The sequence below is a fragment of the Micromonospora maritima genome (genome assembly GCF_902825405.1).
Lineage (GTDB): Bacteria > Actinomycetota > Actinomycetes > Mycobacteriales > Micromonosporaceae > Micromonospora > Micromonospora maritima.
The window spans coordinates 1-15,397 of sequence record NZ_CADEAU010000086.1 but is presented as its reverse complement, the minus strand read 5'-3'; the positions used below and the strand labels follow the sequence as shown (position 1 = coordinate 15,397).

At 74.0% G+C, this 15,397-nt stretch carries 17 protein-coding genes; 7 read left to right on the top strand and 10 right to left on the bottom strand.

Going from position 1 to position 15,397, the window contains the following annotated elements; translation table 11 throughout:
* Window positions 1-893 precede the first annotated feature (893 nt).
* Window positions 894-1,718 (bottom strand): SigB/SigF/SigG family RNA polymerase sigma factor, encoded by an 825-nt coding sequence (locus tag HUW36_RS11415; protein ID WP_174528124.1) that lies wholly within the window; start codon window positions 1,716-1,718, stop codon window positions 894-896.
* A 320-nt stretch (window positions 1,719-2,038) separates the two neighbouring features.
* Between HUW36_RS11415 and HUW36_RS11410 the strand changes: the two genes are divergently transcribed.
* Complete coding sequence (locus HUW36_RS11410) at window positions 2,039-2,773, top strand: acetoacetate decarboxylase family protein (RefSeq protein ID WP_174528123.1); 735 nt, start codon at window positions 2,039-2,041, stop codon at window positions 2,771-2,773.
* Here HUW36_RS11410 and HUW36_RS11405 read toward each other — a convergent pair.
* Entirely contained in the window at window positions 2,722-4,311 is a 1,590-nt protein-coding gene (locus HUW36_RS11405; RefSeq protein WP_174528122.1) for a phospholipase D family protein, read from the bottom strand. The two genes, HUW36_RS11410 and HUW36_RS11405, sit on opposite strands and share 52 nt — an antisense overlap.
* A 143-nt stretch (window positions 4,312-4,454) precedes the next feature.
* Here HUW36_RS11405 and HUW36_RS34875 point away from each other — a divergent pair, with 143 nt between their 5' ends.
* Window positions 4,455-4,583, top strand: a complete 129-nt coding sequence (locus HUW36_RS34875; protein ID WP_281357517.1) for a hypothetical protein — start codon at window positions 4,455-4,457, stop codon at window positions 4,581-4,583.
* 44 nt (window positions 4,584-4,627) lie between these two features.
* Here HUW36_RS34875 and HUW36_RS11400 read toward each other — a convergent pair whose 3' ends face one another.
* Window positions 4,628-5,614 (bottom strand): pirin family protein, encoded by a 987-nt coding sequence (locus tag HUW36_RS11400; protein WP_174528121.1) that lies wholly within the window; start codon window positions 5,612-5,614, stop codon window positions 4,628-4,630.
* 10 nt (window positions 5,615-5,624) lie between these two features.
* A complete protein-coding gene (locus tag HUW36_RS11395) occupies window positions 5,625-6,107 on the bottom strand; it encodes a MarR family winged helix-turn-helix transcriptional regulator (protein WP_174528120.1) in 483 nt (160 codons plus the stop codon).
* Between the two features lie 123 nt (window positions 6,108-6,230).
* On the opposite strand from HUW36_RS11395, the gene HUW36_RS11390 reads away from it, so the two are divergent.
* Window positions 6,231-6,818, top strand: a complete 588-nt coding sequence (locus HUW36_RS11390) for a DUF1684 domain-containing protein (protein WP_174528119.1) — start codon at window positions 6,231-6,233, stop codon at window positions 6,816-6,818.
* 50 nt (window positions 6,819-6,868) lie between these two features.
* Here the strand turns inward: HUW36_RS11390 and HUW36_RS11385 are convergent, their stop codons facing one another.
* Entirely contained in the window at window positions 6,869-7,456 is a 588-nt protein-coding gene (locus tag HUW36_RS11385) for a general stress protein (protein ID WP_174528118.1), read from the bottom strand.
* A 111-nt stretch (window positions 7,457-7,567) separates the two neighbouring features.
* On the opposite strand from HUW36_RS11385, the gene HUW36_RS11380 reads away from it, so the two are divergent.
* On the top strand, window positions 7,568-9,403 hold the full coding sequence (locus HUW36_RS11380; RefSeq protein WP_174528117.1) for a glycoside hydrolase family 15 protein: 1,836 nt from the start codon (window positions 7,568-7,570) through the stop codon (window positions 9,401-9,403).
* A complete protein-coding gene (locus HUW36_RS11375; RefSeq protein WP_174528116.1) occupies window positions 9,400-10,179 on the top strand; it encodes an SDR family oxidoreductase in 780 nt (259 codons plus the stop codon). Before HUW36_RS11380 ends, HUW36_RS11375 begins: the two co-directional genes overlap by 4 nt.
* A gap of 7 nt (window positions 10,180-10,186) precedes the next feature.
* Here HUW36_RS11375 and HUW36_RS11370 read toward each other — a convergent pair whose 3' ends face one another.
* Window positions 10,187-10,966: a helix-turn-helix transcriptional regulator gene (locus HUW36_RS11370; RefSeq protein WP_174528115.1), complete on the bottom strand. Its 780-nt coding sequence runs from the start codon at window positions 10,964-10,966 to the stop codon at window positions 10,187-10,189.
* 73 nt (window positions 10,967-11,039) lie between these two features.
* On the opposite strand from HUW36_RS11370, the gene HUW36_RS11365 reads away from it, so the two are divergent.
* Window positions 11,040-11,540 (top strand): metallophosphoesterase family protein, encoded by a 501-nt coding sequence (locus tag HUW36_RS11365; protein WP_174528114.1) that lies wholly within the window; start codon window positions 11,040-11,042, stop codon window positions 11,538-11,540.
* A gap of 2 nt (window positions 11,541-11,542) precedes the next feature.
* Here the strand turns inward: HUW36_RS11365 and HUW36_RS11360 are convergent, their stop codons facing one another.
* The gene (locus HUW36_RS11360; protein WP_174528113.1) at window positions 11,543-11,749 is read right to left on the bottom strand and encodes a DUF3072 domain-containing protein; all 207 of its coding nucleotides are present in this window, start codon (window positions 11,747-11,749) and stop codon (window positions 11,543-11,545) included.
* Between the two features lie 101 nt (window positions 11,750-11,850).
* On the opposite strand from HUW36_RS11360, the gene HUW36_RS11355 reads away from it, so the two are divergent.
* On the top strand, window positions 11,851-12,795 hold the full coding sequence (locus HUW36_RS11355; RefSeq protein WP_174528126.1) for an NAD(P)/FAD-dependent oxidoreductase: 945 nt from the start codon (window positions 11,851-11,853) through the stop codon (window positions 12,793-12,795).
* A 10-nt stretch (window positions 12,796-12,805) separates the two neighbouring features.
* On the opposite strand, the gene HUW36_RS11350 is transcribed toward HUW36_RS11355, so the two are convergent.
* The 3 genes from HUW36_RS11350 to HUW36_RS11340 form a co-directional block, all read right to left on the bottom strand.
* Window positions 12,806-14,101: a cation:proton antiporter gene (locus tag HUW36_RS11350; protein ID WP_174528112.1), complete on the bottom strand. Its 1,296-nt coding sequence runs from the start codon at window positions 14,099-14,101 to the stop codon at window positions 12,806-12,808.
* Between the two features lie 100 nt (window positions 14,102-14,201).
* Window positions 14,202-14,879 (bottom strand): HAD family hydrolase, encoded by a 678-nt coding sequence (locus tag HUW36_RS11345; protein WP_174528111.1) that lies wholly within the window; start codon window positions 14,877-14,879, stop codon window positions 14,202-14,204.
* Window positions 14,880-14,888: 9 nt separating this feature from the next.
* Window positions 14,889-15,397 (bottom strand): ATP-binding protein (locus tag HUW36_RS11340; protein ID WP_174528110.1); only part of this gene is annotated, 509 nt, incomplete at its 5' end.

The window sequence follows — 15,397 nt, the reverse complement described above, 5'->3', positions numbered from 1 at the left end:
ACCCGCCCGGCGACGGCGTCCGCGACCGCGAGCGGCGCGGTGGTGGTCTTGCCGGTGCCCGGCGGCGCGACCAGGACGCCGGCCCCCCGCTCCCGCAGCGCCTCGACCAGCGCCGGCAGCACCTGTCGGACCGGCAGGTCGAGCGGGACGTCGGCGAGCACGGACCCACTCTCGCACCCTGCCGCCTGCCGGTACGCGCTGCCCCGCCCCGGACCGCCCCCCGCGGACTCTCATCTCCGCTGCCGGTTGCCGATCACCCGTCCTCGTCTGCCGATCGTGCGGACACCGGCAGGCTGCTCACCTGCCTGTCAGGCTGATGGGGAGGACGACTCGCCCCGCGGCGGACGGCCACGCCAGGGCGTGTCCGCGGAGCAGGGTGCCTCCGTCGGGTAGGCCGGGAGGCCGCCCGGTCACGCAGATGTCCGGCACCCGGCGCCTCCCGGGCCTCGGGCGTCCGGCGTCGGGCGCCCGGTGCCGGGCGTGTCGAGGTCGAGACGACGGTGCCGCCAGGTGCGATATACCTCAGAGTCATAATTATGACCAGGCGGTATATCGCCTGTCGCCGGGCATGCTCGTCCGGGCGTTCGGTCGGCTGCGTTGAACTCCGTGTGCCCCGCCTCCGGGCGTGCCCCGCGTGCCCCGCGTCCGCGCATGCCCTGTGCCCGCGCGTGCGAGCCCGTGCGCGCACCGAAGCGCCGATGGGCCGGGCCATCCGTGCCGGCGGCGACCTCGGAGTGGCGTTCCCGGGTCCGGGTGCCCGCCCGTGCGCGTTCCTACGAACGACGGGCGACCGGATTGCCCGGTGCCGGACGTGGAACGGCCCGGCCGGCGCATCGCCGACCGGGCCGGGTGGCTCACGACGCCGGGTCCGCCGACCCGGCCGCCGCCACCCCCTAGTACGTTCCGTCGAGCTGCCCGCGCAGCTTGGTCAGCGCCCGGGCCAGCAGCCGGGACACGTGCATCTGCGAGACGCCGATCTGCTCGGCGATCTGCGACTGGGTCAGGTTGCCGTAGAAGCGCAGGGTGAGGATCTTCTGCTCGCGCTGGTCGAGGGTGGCCAGCGCCGGGCCGAGCGCGACCCGCATCTCGGCCAGCTCGAACTCGCCGTCCTCGCCGCCGAGCAGGTCGCCCAGCTCGGTGGCCCGCTCGCCGTCGCCGGTCGGGGTGGACAGCGACACCGCGTTGTACGCGCGGGCGCCCTCCAGGCCCTCCAGCACCTCTTCCTCGGTGAGCTTGAGATGGGCGGCGATGTCGGCGACCGTCGGCGAGCGGCCGAGGGTCTGCAGCAGCGTGCTGTTGGCGTCGGAGATCGCCAGGCGCAGCTCCTGGAGCCGGCGCGGCACCCGGATGTCCCAGGTGCGGTCGCGGAAGTGGCGCTTCAGTTCGCCGATGATGGTCGGGATGGCGTAGCCGGCGAAGTCGACGCCGCGGGACGGGTCGAACTTGTCGATCGCCTTGATCAGGCCGATCGCGGCGGTCTGCGCCAGGTCGTCGTTGGGCTCGCCCCGCCCGCTGTAGCGGTGGGCGAGGTGGTTGGCCAGGGGCAGCCACGCCTCGATGGCGCGGTCGCGCAGGGCCGGGCGCGACGGGTGGTTCGCGGGCAGCGCGGCCATCGCGGCGAGGACGTCGGCGGCGCTGTCGGTGAGCGCACGAGGGTCGAGCTTCGCGGAGCCGGCCGGCGCGGATGTCGCCGGGGCACTGATCGTGTGGGCGGTCATGGTGGTCCTCCCTGCACCTCGTCCGCGGAAAAAAGAAGAGACGCTTAGGTTTAGCTTCAGTTGGTCCGTTCGGAAGCCACCTTAGCCTGACCGGCCAGCAGAAATCTAGCCGAAAGTATGATGTACTTAAGGCTCACGGGGGTATCAACGGGCCTGATCGGGGCATTTCGCGCACCGCGCGGCCCTGACCGGTCGGTCCGCCCGTTCGATCCGACCGGTCAACACAGAACCCGACAGTCGGTCGAAGTGTCGCCTTTCCGTCGTTGTCCCACCAACAGGACCGCCCGTAGCGTCCGTAGGTACACGTCTACGGAGGCACCGTGCTCGATCCCGCCGCGCCGCAACTGGTCGTCAACGCCCCGACGCTGCTGTTCAGCTGGATCCCCGCGGACCCGGGCGCGGCGGAGGCACTGGTGCCGGCCGGCCTCCGGGCGCACCCGCAGCGGCAGGTCTTCCTCTGTCAGTACGTGGTCGACGACGGGACGCAGACGTCGGGCTTCGGCGCCTACTCGCTCACCTTCCTCGGTGTCTCGCTGGCGGACATGGACGCGCCCGACGGTGAGACCCCGGGCGGCTGGTGGACGCACTACCTGGCCTCCAGCGCACGTGTCCGGCAGTACGCCGCCGCCCGCGGCGCCCCGGCCGGCGACGGCGAGACACACCTGGAGGTGCGCGGCGGACGGCTCACCGCGGAGACCCGGGCCGGCGGCCGGCCGCTGATCCGGGTCACCGCCCGGGTCGGGCACACCGGCACCGAGGCCCACAGCGGCCACCACCGCTACCTCACCCGCCGCGACGGCGAGCTGATCGTGAGCGACTACCCGTACGTGGCCGAGCCGGTGTCCCCGTTCGAGGTCGAGTCGGTGGAGTTCCTGGCACCGGAGCACCCGGTCTACGCGCTCCGGCCGACCAACCCGTTGCAGTTCTGCTGGGGGTTCTACTCACCACGGGTGTCGTTCGCCTACCCGGCCCGCCCGAACGTGCCGGACGAGGCGGGGGACCTTCACCAGGTGCCGGCGCGCCGGGCACGCAGCGGCCTGCCGTCCGGGTCGTAGACCAGCCGGTACGCCGGCAGCGCCCAGAGTCGCGTACGCCAGGGCAGCCGCTCCGGTCGGTGCGGCCGCAACCGGCCGGGCGGTCGAGGGCCGACCCGCCCGCCGGCGTGCCAGCGGTCCAGCTCGTCGGCCGCCGCGGTGATCGCCGCCACCGCGTCCGCCGGGTCCAGCAGGTCGTCGTCCTGCGCGCCGTCCGGGTCGCGGTCCAGGTGCTCCCGCCACAGCCGCAGCCGCAGGTCGCGGGCGAAGACCCGGGCGCCGTCGCCCAGGCCGGCCGGGTCGGCCGGCGACCGCTCGTCGCGGGTGTCGTCCAGTACCGCGCAGGACAGCTCGCTGTCGTGGGTCCAGGAGCGGCGGTTGAAGTTGTCGCTGCCCACGCTGGCCCAGACGTCGTCCACCACGCAGACCTTGGCGTGCACGTAGACCGGGGTGCCCTCGTGGTTCTCGACGTCGAACACGTGCACCCGGTCCGGGGCGGCCCGGTGGCAGAGCGACAGCGCCTGCTCGCGGCCCACCATGTTCGGCGGCAGCGCGAGCCGGCCGTCCACGTCCGGGTGCCGGGGCACGACCGCCACCAGGTGCAGGTCCGGATGCTCGCGCAGCGCCTCGGCGAACAGCTCGGCCACCTCGTTCGACCAGAGGTACTGGTCCTCCAGGTAGATCAGCCGACGCGCCCGGCGTACCGCCTTGGTGTAGCCGCGGGCGACGGTGCGCTCGCCGTCCGGGGCGAACGAGTAGCGCGGACGCACCGCCGGGTAGGTGCGCAGCACCTGCACCTGGTGCGGCCCGCAGGGGGGCGGGTCGGCGGGCTGGTCGGGCAGCGGGTCCGGGCGCAGGTCCGAGCCGCGCAGCCGGTCCCGCAGGTAGGCCAAGGGGTTCTCCGAGTCCAGCGGCATCGGGTCGGTCCAGCGCTCGCGGAACGTGGTGTCCAGCGCGCCGACCACCGGGCCGCGCAACGCCAGTTGCACGTCGTGCCAGGGCGGCGTCGAGCCGTAGCGCGGTGACATGACCACCGCCTGCGGATCGCCGGCGTGGGTGGCGTCGTCCCGTCGGCTGTGGCACAGGTCGATGCCGCCGGCGAACGCGACGTCGCGCTCCGGGTCGTCGGGGTGGCGCAGCACGACGAGCTTCTGGTGGTGCGAGCCGCCGCGTCGGACGCGCTGGTCGAGCAGCACCTCGCCGCCGGCCGCGCGGATCGCCTCGGCGAGGTCGCGGTTCTCCGCCTCGCTGTAGGACAGCGCGTCGAGGTGGGAGCGCCAGACCAGGCCCTTGACGATCACCCCACGCTGGGCGGCCTGCGCGAACAGCTGCACCACGGTGGGGCCGTCCGGGCGCATCCGCTCGTCCGGGTCGCCCCGCCAGTCGGTGAAGAACAGGTGGTCGCCGGCCCCGAGCGCCTCCACCTCGCGGACCAGCCGGTCGAAGTACGCGGCGCCGTGAATCAACGGCTCGGCGAGGTTTCCGCTCGTCCAGACGGGTAACTCAGACCCCGGGTTGGCGCGTTCCTGTGCGGTGAGGAACCAGTCCCGCAGAGTCACGTTCCAGCCTCCCGAGGTCGACGACGTCCTCACACGGTAGGACCCCCGGTCGGGCCCCGCACCACGACGCAGCAGGTCGGCGGCGGTGGGACGCGCCTGGGGTACCCCGGACCCCTGGATCGCGAAACCGAGGAGGCACCGACATGCCCGCCGAAACGACGAACACCGTGACCGACGACCGCCACCAGGCGGTGGAGGGGGAGCGGGGGGCGCTGGTGGCGGTGCTGTTGATGGTGATCCTCGGGGTGGCCGGGATCTTCGCCGTCTCCTGAGACCGCCGCCGGGCGCCCCGGTGGACCGGGGCGCCCGGCGCAGGTCAGGGGCGGTCGCCCTGGCCGTCGCTGTGCGGCACCCGCCCGGTCGGGACCACCCCGAGCCGGCCGGCCTGGAAGTCCTCGACCGCCTGGATCAGCTCGGCCCGGGTGTTCATCACGAACGGGCCGTAGTGGGCCACCGGCTCACGGATCGGCTGGCCGCCCATCAGGTAGAGCTCCAGCGCCGGGGTGTTGCCGTCCTGCGTGCGGTCGGCGGTGATCCGCAGCGCGTCGCCGGGCCCGTGCACGGCGAGCTGGCCGAGGTGGATCGGCCGCCGGTCGGTGCCGACCGTGCCGCGGCCGGCCAGCACGTAGACGAGCGCGTTGAAGTCCGCCCGCCAGGGCAGGCTCAGCTCCGCGCCGGGCTGCAGCGTGACGTGCGCTATGGTGATCGGCGTGTGCGTCGAGCCCGGACCCCGGTGCCCGGCCACCTCGCCGGCGATGACCCGGATCAGGCCGCCACCGTCGGGCGTGGTCAGCAGCGCCGACTCCCGGCCGCGGATGTCCTGGTAGCGGGGCGCGCTCATCTTGGCGACCCGGGGCAGGTTGACCCAGAGCTGGAGGCCGTGGAACAGCCCGCCGCTCATCACCAGGTGCTCCGGCGGCGCCTCGATGTGGAGCAGGCCACTGCCGGCCGTCATCCACTGGGTGTCGCCGTCGGTGATGGTGCCACCGCCGCCCGTCGAGTCCTGGTGGTCCATGATCCCGTCGATCATGTAGGTCACCGTCTCGAACCCGCGGTGCGGGTGCCAGGAGGTGCCCTTCGGCTCGCCCGGCGCGTAGTCGACCTCGCCCATCTGGTCGAGGTGGATGAACGGGTCCAGCTCGGTCATCGGGACCCCGGCGAAGGCCCGGCGGACCGGGAAGCCCTCGCCCTCGTAGCCGCTGGGCGCGGTGGTGACCCGGCGGACCGGGCGGTAGGTGGTGGACTCGTCCAGCTTCGGCAGGCGGGGCAGGACGAGGACGTCGTCGACGGTGATCGCGGGCATCGCGGGCTCCCTAGTTGTCGGCCGGGGTGGACGACGCGGTGCGGTCGGCGCGCAGGCGCCGGCCGAGCCGCTCGAAGACCCGGGTGAGGCAGGCGACCTCGGCGTCGTCGAGGTCGTCGATCAGGTGGGTGCGCACGGAGCGCAGGTGGTGCGGCGCGGCCTCGCGCAGGGCCAGCAGCCCGGTCGCGGTGAGGACGGCCTCGCTGCCGCGCCGGTCGGCCGGGCAGGACTCCCGGGCGACCAGGCCGCGCTTCTGCATGGTGGTGATCTGGTAGGTCAACCGGCTCGGCGAGAAGACCAGCCGGTCGGCCAGCTCTCCCATGCGCAGCCGCTGCCCGGGCGCCTCGGAGAGCAGCACCAGCACGTGGTAGTCGGCGAAGCTGAGGTCGCTGTCCGTGCGCAGGTCGTCCTCGATCTGGGTGAACAGCCGCTGGCTCGACTCGATGTACGCGCGCCAGCAGGCCGTCCGCTCCGCGTCCAGGCTCTCCGTCATGCCGCAACAGTAGCACTATTTAAAATTTAAACAAGTGTCCCGACGGAAGTCGAAGTGAGCGCCGAGAGGCTGGTGTGACGTGTCGGTAGAAATTTGAACTGATCGCCCGGCTAGGGTCGGGGTATGGACGACCTCGACGTACTCGACTGGCGGGAGCGGGTGGCCCGGCTCTACCTCTCCGACCTGGACCTGGCCGGCTTCCGGGCGGCCCGGGACGAGCTGTTCCGCACCCACCCGAGCAGCCCGGTGCCGCCGGACGACCGGCCCGGCTTCACCGGGCTGCGCTGGTTCCCGCCCGACCCGGACGCGGTGGTCGAGGCTCCGCTACGGCCCGCCTCGGGCCGGCTGAGCATCGACACCGGCGGCCCCGACGGGGTCGTTTCCTACCGCCGGGTGGCGGTCGCCGAGACGCCCTGGGGGCCGCTCACGCTCTGGTGGATCGAGGCGTACGGGGGCGGGCTGTTCCTGCCGGTGCGCGACGCCACCTGCTCCGACGGCGCGTACGGCGGGGGGCGGTACCTCACCGACACGGTCAAGGGCACGTTCGGACGTGGCCTGACGGTGCTGCCCGGCGACCGGGTGCGGTTGGACGCGAACTACCTCTACAACCCGAGCTGCGCCTACGACGACCGGTGGGCCTGCCCGCTCGCCCCGCCGGAGAACCGCCTCGACGTGCCGCTGCGCGCCGGCGAGCGGGCCTACCACGACTGACGCGCCGAGGGAGGACCCGTCCGGGGCCCTCCCTCGTCGGGTCGCGCCGCTCAGCGTGCGGTGGCGCCGGTCGGCGTGAGGTGCATCCGGCCCAGCAGCTGCCGGGCCTGCTCCGCCACCTCCGCCTCCACGGTGACCGCGTACTGGCCGGCCCGCAGTGAGCTGGCCGAGGTGAAGTCGCGCTGCCCGCCGGTCATGGCGTGCGCGACCGCGCCGAACACGGCACCCCAGATCGCGCCGATGACCAGACCGACCAGGATCACCGCCAACCAGTTACCGGCGGTGAAGATGCCGAACAGCAACCCGATGAACAGGCCGAACCAGGCGCCGGTGCCGGCGCCCAGCAGGGCCGCCCGCCCGGTGGTGAGCCGCCCCATGACGGTCTCCACGAGCGTCAGGTTCGTGCCGACGATCGAGGTCCGTTCCACCGGGAACCGGTTGTCGGCCAGATAGTCCACCACGCGCTGGGCGGACGGATAGTCCGGGTACGAGCCGATCGTGACGGTCGGTGCACCGGCCTGCGGCCCGTGCCCGTCCCCGCTCGGCGGCATCGGGCGACCGCTCGGGCCGGACGGGAGGTTGTCGCCGCCCGGCATTCCGGGTCGCCAGGCCGCGGTCGGAGTCGAGGGTCTGGTCATGAGCATCCTCCTTCGTCGACCCGTCGCGTTCCCGAGGGCGGCGAGCGGTAACGCGCCCGACGCAACCGATGCGGCCAGGCATGCCGGCGGCCCCGCCGGGTAGCCACGACCGTGCGGACCGGACGGATCAGCGAGCACGGCTTCCTCGCCGACGGGTGCAGCGCGGCGCTGGTGGACCAGGCCGGCGCGGTCGACTGGTGGTGCCCGCACCGCTTCGACGCGCCGTCGGTCTTCGGTCGCCTGCTCGGCAGCGACGCGGGGTACTGGAGCGTCCAGCCCGAGGGCGAGTTCACCAGCACCCGCTCCTATCTGGACGACACGCTGGTCCTGCGTACCGTCTTCACCACCGCGACCGGCACGGCGGCCGTCACCGACACGCTGGCGCTGGAGCCCGGCGCGCGCGGCCACGAGATCGGGCTGCGACCGCCGCGCGTGCTCGCCCGCGTGGTCGAGGGGCTCAGCGGCGAGGTGCCGATGCGGACCGACTACGTGCCGCGTTTCGAGTACGGCCGGGTTCGCGCCTACCTCGTCGAACGCGACGGGGTGATCAGCGCGGCGGCCGGCGTGTGCCGCCTGGACCTGCGCGCCGACGTCCCGCTCACCCTCACCGACGCGGCCGCCGTCGGGCGGTTCACCGCCCGCGCCGGCAGCACCCACCGGTTCACCCTGGGGTACGCCCCGACGTACTCCGGCACCGAACCGGCGCTGCCCGACGCCGCGCGGGTGGTGGCCGACGCGGTCGCGGGCTGGCGCTCCTGGGCCGACCTGCACGACTACCGGGGCGAGTACCGCGACCAGGTGCGGCGCAGCGCGATGGTGGTGCAGGGCATGACGTACGGGCCGAGCGGGGCGGTCGTCGCGGCGGCCACCGCCTCACTGCCGGAACAGATCGGCGGCGACCGCAACTACGACTACCGCTTCGTCTGGCTCCGCGACTTCAGCCTCACCCTCCAGGCGCTCTGGCGGGCCGCCTGCCCGGACGAGGCGGACCGGCAGTTCACCTGGGTGGCCCGGGCGATCGGCCGGATCGGCGACGCCCCGGTGCCGATCATGTACGGCGTCGAGGGGGAGCGGGACCTCACCGAGCACGACCTCGACCACCTCGCCGGCTACGAGGGCAGCCGGCCGGTGCTGGTCGGCAACGACGCCTGGCGGCAGCGGCAGAACGACGTGCTGGGCGAGGTGCTCGACGCGGCCTGGCTGATGCGCCACTACCTCGACCCGATGTCGCCCGAGGTCCGCCACCTGCTGCACACGCTCGCCGACCAGGCGGTACTCGACTGGCACCGGCCCGACGCCGGGATGTGGGAGGCGCGCGACGCGGAGCGGCACTACGTCTCGTCGAAGGTCCAGTGCTGGACCGCGCTGGACCGCGCCGTCCGGTTCGGACCGCGCATCGGCGAGCCCGCCGACGTGGCGCGGTGGGCCGCCGCCCGGGACGAGGTGCGCGCGACGGTGCTCGACCGGGGGTGGAACGAGCGGGTCGGCGCGTTCACCGGCGCGTTCGACTCCGACGACCTGGACGCCTCGGTGCTGATCATGCCGTTGGTCGGCTTCCTGCCCGCCGACGACCCGCGGATGCGCGCCACCATGGACGTGGTGGAGCGCCGGTTGTCCCGGGACGGGCTGCTGCGCCGCTGGGACGACGACCCGGCCGGCTTCGTGATCTGCTCGTTCTGGCTGGCCGCCTGCCGGGCCGAGGCGGGTGAGATCGACCGGGCCCGGCAGATGTTCGAGCAGCTCACCGCGCGCGCGAACGACCTCGGTCTCTACGCCGAGCAGATCGACCAGGCGACCGGCGAGCAGGTCGGCAACTTCCCGCAGGCGTTCTCGCACATCGGCCTGATCATCGCCGCGGGCCGGATCACCGACGCCGTGGCGCGCCGCGCCGGCGACCGAACGGCCGCGCCCACCGGCGTGGCCCACACGGAGGGAGCAACCGGATGACCGGACGGCTGGCGGGGAAGACCGCCCTGATCACCGGCTCGGACTCGGGCATCGGGCAGGCCACCGCGATCGAGTTCGGCCGGGAGGGCGCCGACGTGGTGGTGCACTACCTGCACGACCACGCCGGGGCGAACCACACCCGGGCCGAGATCGAGAAGGTCGGTCGCCGGGCCGTGGTGGTGCAGGGCGACATCAGCGTCGAGTACCAGGTCGAGGCCATGTTCGACGAGGCGCTCGCCGAGTTCGACAGGTTGGACGTGCTGATGAACGACGCCGGTGTGGACGCCTCCGGCATCCCGGTCGCCGACCTGGACACCGAGACGTGGGACCGGTGCATCCGGACCAACGTCTACGGAACGTTCTTCTGCTCGCGGCGCTTCGTGCGACACCGCAAGGAGCAGGGCGGCGGCGGCCGGATCATCAACATCACCTCGATCCACCAGGAGGTGGCCCGGGCCGGCGGCGCCGACTACGACACGAGCAAGGGCGCGATGCTGGAGTTCGCCAAGAGCCTGGCGCTGGAGGTCGCGCCGATGCGGATGAACGTCAACAACATCGGGCCGGGCATGGTGCTCACCCCGTTCAACCAGGAGGCGATCGACGACCCGAAGTACCTGGAGGAGCAGGTGCAGAGCATCCCCTGGAAGCGGGCCGCCCAGCCGTCCGAGATCGCCAAGCTGGCCGTCTTCCTCGCCAGTGACGACGCCGACTACGTGACCGGGTCGACGTACTTCATGGACGGTGGCCTGATGCAGAACCAGGGTCAGGGCGCCTGAGCGGCGCTCAGGTCGCCGTCGCGGCGCGCAACGCGGCGGCGGTGGCCTCGTCGCCGGGCAGGAACGTCTCGATGGACAGCTCCTCGACGGTGACGTCGAGCGGGGTGCCGAACGTGGACACCGTGCTGAGCAGGGTCAGCACGCCGTCGCCGTGGCGCAGCCGCAGCGGCACCACCACGTCACCCGGCCCGGGCTCGACCGGCTCGGCCGCGGTCCCGCCCGGATAGCCGCGCAGTTCCTCGACGAGGGCGGCGAGGTCGGGGTCGGCGGTGAGCTGCGCCTGCCGGCGCAGCCGGGCCAGCAGGTGCGCCCGCCACTGGGCGAGGTTGAGCACCCGGGGCGCCAGCCCGTCCGGGTGCAGGGTCAGCCGCAGCGCGTTCACCGGCGGCCGCAGCAGGTGGGGCGCCGCGCCGGCGGTGAGCACCGGCACCGCCGCGTTGCCGTCGACCAGCCGCCACCGGCGGTCCACCGCCACCGCGGGCCAGGGTTCGTGCGCCCGCAGCACCAGCCGGACCGCCGCACGGACGCGGCTCAGCTCGGGGGAGTCCAGCGCGCGCCGGGGATAGACCGGCGCGTAGCCGGCGGCGAGCAACAGCTGGTCGCGGTCGCGCAGGGGCACGTCCAGGTGTTCGGCGAGCCGGAGCACCATCTCCCGGCTGGGCGCGGAGCGGCCGGTCTCCAGGAAGCTCAGGTGCCGGGGAGAGATCTCCGCCTCGTGGGCGAGGGCGAGCTGACTGAGCCGTCGCCGGGTCCGCCACTCCCGCAGCAGCCCGCCGACCTCCCCCACTCCCGCATCCTATTCCACCGGCCCGCCCTCCTTGATCACGACTTCGGCGCCGGGGCTGGGGGAGGATGGGAGGATGGAGCTGGTGATCATGGCGGACACGCACGTGCCGAAGCGGGCGAAGGACCTGCCGGCGGCGCTGTGGGCGGCCGTCGACACCGCCGACGTGGTGCTGCACGCCGGCGACTGGGTGGACGAGGCGCTGCTGGACGCACTGGAGACCCGGTCCCGCCGCCTGGTCGCCGTGTACGGCAACAACGACGGCCCGGCGCTGCGGGCCCGGCTGCCCGAGGTGGCCCGGGTCGAGCTGGACGGGCTGCGGGTCGCCGTGGTGCACGAGACCGGCCCCAAGACCCGCCGTGAGGAGCGCTGCGCCGCCGCGTACGGCGACCGTGACCTGCTGGTGTTCGGCCACTCGCACATCCCGTGGGACAGCGTGGCGCCGGGCGGGCTGCGCCTGCTCAACCCCGGCTCGCCCACCGACCGGCGGGCCCAGCCGCACGCGACCTACCTGACCGCGCGGGTGGCGGCGGGGCGGCTCGACCGGGTCGAGCTGCACCGCCTGCCCCCGCGCTGACCTCAGCGCCCCCGGCCGGTCTCCGCCTGGAGCTCGTCGATCCGACGGGACGCCTCGGCCTTGGTCAGCCCGTCCGGCACCTGCTCGCCCGCCTCCTGGGCCAGGGTGTGCAGGTAGGACTCCTGGGCCGCGGTCGGCGGCTCGTCGCCGGTCACCCAGTCGTCCGGGTCCTTGACGGCGGCGTCCGGATTGTTGTTGCGGTCGGCCATGCTGATCACCTCTCCTCGAACAGGTGTTCCACTACCCCCGTGCCGGCCGGTTCATGCCGGCCGCCGCCTACGATCACGACATGACGTCGGACCGGTCGGGTGTGGTGGTGGTCGGCGCGGGGATCGCCGGGGTGGCGTGCGCGACCGAGCTGGTCCGCGCGGGCGTGCCGGTGGAGGTGCGCGAACGCGGCCGGGTGACCGGCGGGCGGATGGCCAGCAAACGCTTCGACGGCCGCCCCGCCGACCTGGGGGCCGCCTACTTCACCGTCGACGACCCGGACTTCGCCGCCGTGGTCGCGGAGTGGCAGGCCGCCGGGCTGGTGCGGGAGTGGACCGACACGCTCGTCGCGTACGGGCCGCGCGGGCGCGAGGAGGTGACCGGCCCGGTGCGCTGGGCCGCCCCGCGCGGGCTGCGCTCGCTCGTCGAGCACCTGGCCGCGAACCTGCCGGTGACCCACGACCGGCTGGTCATGACCGTCGAGCCCGGGCCCCGGGTGGACGGGCGGGCGGCCGAGGCGGTGGTGCTCGCCATGCCCGGGCCGCAGGCCGCGCTGCTGCTGGATCCGGTGCTCGCCGAGGCCACCCGGGCGGTGGCGGCGCAACGCTGGGCGTCCACGCTGTCCGCGGTGCTGCACTTCCCGTCCCGCCGCTGGCCCGACTTCCGGGGCGCGTTCGTCAACGACCACCCGGTGCTGAGCCTGGTCTGCGACGACGGCGACCGGCGCGGCGACGGCGCCCCCGTGCTTGTCGCGCACACCACCGCCGAGTTCGCCGCCGGGCACCTGCTCCAACCCACCGCCGCCCGCCCGGCCGTCGAACAGGCCGTGCGCGACCTGCTCGGGCTGCCCGAACCGGCCACCTCGGCGCACGTGCACCGCTGGACCTACGCCCGGCCGGTGCGGGTGGCCGAGGGCGGCACGTACCACCTGGACGCCGACGGGATCGGTCTGGCGGGCGACGCGTTCGGCCGGCCCCGGGTGCAGAGCGCCTGGCGGTCCGGCCGGGACCTGGGCCGCGCGCTGGCCGACCGGTTGCGCGCCGGCTGACCCGCGCGGGTCAGCCCCGCGCGCCGTCGAGCACCGGCTGCGCGGTCCGGCCCTGCTCCGCGCCGTCGCGGGTACGGTCGCCGGCCCGGTCCAGCAACTGCATCACCGGGGTCGCGGCGACGCCGTGCACCACCACCGAGACCACCACCACCAGGCCGACCGTGGCCCAGAGCAGTTCCGCCTGCGGGAACTCGGTCTTGCTGGTGGCGTACGCCAGGTAGTAGAACGAGCCGACGCCGCGGATGCCGAACAGCGAGATCACCCAGTGCTCGGTGGCGCAGCCCGGCGCGCCGCGCAGCGACAGCCAACCCGCCAACGGCCGGATCACCAGCACCAGGGCCAACCCGACCAGCGCCGCCGGCCAGGTCAGCGGCGCGAGCAGGCCGGTGACCACCGCCCCGCCGAACAGCAGCAGCAACAGCACGGTCAGCAGCCGTTCCACCTGCTCGGCGAAGTCGTGCAGGACGGCGTGGAACTCGTGGGTGCGCTCGGCGGCCCGGATCGCCCGCGCGGCCACGAAGACGGCCAGGAAGCCGTAGCCGCCGACCACCTCGACCAGCCCGTACGCGAGGAACGTCGCCGCCAGGGCGAGGAAGCCCTCGGAGTGCCGGGCCAGCCGCAGTTCGCTCGGGGCGCGGAAGAACAGCTTGCCGAGCAGCCAGCCGATCAGCAGGCCACCACCCACGCCGACGGCGAGCTTGTAGACCACGTCGACGCTCAGCCAGTGGACCAGCCAGTCCGACGGGGCGAGGCTGGTGGTGGCGATCGCGATGGCGGCGTAGACGAACGGGAACGCCAGGCCGTCGTTCAGGCCCGCCTCCGAGGTCAGCGCGAAGCGCACCTCGTCCTCCGAGTCCTCCACGTCGGTCGGCTCGCCCACCTGCACGTCCGAGGCGAGCACCGGGTCGGTGGGCGCGAGCGCCGCGCCGAGCAGCAGCGCCGCCGCCGGCACCAGGCCGGCCCACCACCAGCCGAGCAGCGCCACGGCGGCGATGCAGAGCGGCATGGCGATGGCCAGCAGCCGCCAGGTCGACGACCAGCGGGCCCAGCTCAACGGCCGGTCGATCTTCAGACCGGCACCCATCAGGGCGACGATCACACCGATCTCGGTGAGGTGGGTGGTCACCTCCGGCGAGCGCAGCGGATCCGGCGTCGGCAGCCCGGTCGGCAGCAGGAAGACCAGCATGCCCAACCCGAGGAACGCGATCGGCATGGACAGCGGTCGCTTCTCCAGCATCCGGGGCAGGATCCCCGCCAGCAGCGCACCGACGCCCAGCAGAGCGAACGCGACATCGACCGGTTCCACGACACCACCCTTCGGCCGCCCGTGGGCCGGGCGGTGGTGCCACCAGTGCCCCGTCGGGGGTCGGGCTAAGCCTGGCGACCGGGCCCGGTTCGGCGGCGGCTCAGCCGAGGGTGCCGATCGCGCTCTCGGGCAGGGCGTCCAGCAGGTCCGCCGGGTCCTCGTACACCGCCACCGCCCCGGCGCCGGCCAGCTCGGCGCGGCCGGTGCCGCCGCAGGTCAACCCGATGCAGGGGATGTCCAGCTTGCCGGCGGCGGCCACGTCCCAGACCGAGTCGCCGACGAACACCACCCGGTCGGCGGTCAGCCCCGACTGGTCCAGCGCCGCCTCCAGGATGTCCGGCGCCGGCTTGCTCTCCCGCGCGTCGGCGGAGGACGTGACCGTGTCGATCACGTCGTCGGCGTCCAGCGCGGCGCGCAGCGCGGTCACCTCGTGCTCGGCCGCCGAGGTGGCCAGCACCACGCGCAACCCCCGCTCCGCGCAGGCGTGCAGCAGCTCCCGCGCCCGGGGCAGCGGCGCCAGCCGCTCCCAGTACTCGGCGTAGAGCGCGTCGTGCGCGTCGCGCAGGCGGCCGTCGGCGTCCCGGTCCCGTTCGGCGCCGAGCAGGTGGTCGAGGAGCTTGTCCGCACCCATGCCGATCGACCGGTGGATCCGCGCCATCGACACCCGGTGGTCGGTCTGGCGCAGCGCCTCCCACCAGCTCACCGTGTGCAGGTACGTGGTGTCGATCAGGGTGCCGTCCACGTCGAAGAGGACGCCCCGGCGCGTGTCGTCGGCCATGGGCGCCTCCTACCCCGTCGCCGGGCCGTCGACGCGCGACCCGCCCCCGGGGATGAGAATCTCGAACCAGACCGTCGAACCGCGCACCGTCGGGTCGGTGCCCCAGGCGTCGCTCAGCTCCTCGATCAGGCCGAGCCCACGGCCCCGGCTGCTCAGCGTGTCGGTCTGGGCCCGGGTGACCTGCCCCCGGGTGCCGGAGTCGGCGACGGAGACCAGCAGGCGTTCCGCGCTGAGGTCGATCTCGACCCGGGCGGCGGTGCCGGCGTGCAGCAGCGCGTTGGTGGTCAGCTCGCTCGTGCACAGCACCGCCGCGCCGACCACCGCCTCCGGGACCTGCCACTCGGTGAGCTGGGCGGTCAGCCAGTGCCGGACCCGGCTCGGTGCGGTCGGCTCCGCCGGCACCTCCATGCCGGCCGACCGGCTGGGCCGGACCGCGTGCTCCACCGCCAGCACGGCCACGTCGTCCTCGGTGGCGCCCGGCACGGCCGCGGTCGCGACCGCGCAGAGCGCGCGGGGGT

What these genes read in the sequence shown, in the direction of transcription:
- HUW36_RS11385 (WP_174528118.1), bottom strand. Translation starts at nt 7,456, where the DNA reads ATGACCAGACCCTCGACTCCGACCGCGGCCTGGCGACCCGGAATGCCG.
- HUW36_RS11345 (WP_174528111.1), bottom strand. Translation starts at nt 14,879, where the DNA reads ATGGCCGACGACACGCGCCGGGGCGTCCTCTTCGACGTGGACGGCACC.
- HUW36_RS11395 (WP_174528120.1), bottom strand. Translation starts at nt 6,107, where the DNA reads ATGACGGAGAGCCTGGACGCGGAGCGGACGGCCTGCTGGCGCGCGTAC.
- HUW36_RS11375 (WP_174528116.1), top strand. Translation starts at nt 9,400, where the DNA reads ATGACCGGACGGCTGGCGGGGAAGACCGCCCTGATCACCGGCTCGGAC.
- HUW36_RS11400 (WP_174528121.1), bottom strand. Translation starts at nt 5,614, where the DNA reads ATGCCCGCGATCACCGTCGACGACGTCCTCGTCCTGCCCCGCCTGCCG.
- HUW36_RS11365 (WP_174528114.1), top strand. Translation starts at nt 11,040, where the DNA reads ATGGAGCTGGTGATCATGGCGGACACGCACGTGCCGAAGCGGGCGAAG.
- HUW36_RS11390 (WP_174528119.1), top strand. Translation starts at nt 6,231, where the DNA reads ATGGACGACCTCGACGTACTCGACTGGCGGGAGCGGGTGGCCCGGCTC.
- HUW36_RS11415 (WP_174528124.1), bottom strand. Translation starts at nt 1,718, where the DNA reads ATGACCGCCCACACGATCAGTGCCCCGGCGACATCCGCGCCGGCCGGC.
- HUW36_RS34875 (WP_281357517.1), top strand. Translation starts at nt 4,455, where the DNA reads ATGCCCGCCGAAACGACGAACACCGTGACCGACGACCGCCACCAGGCG.
- HUW36_RS11360 (WP_174528113.1), bottom strand. Translation starts at nt 11,749, where the DNA reads ATGGCCGACCGCAACAACAATCCGGACGCCGCCGTCAAGGACCCGGAC.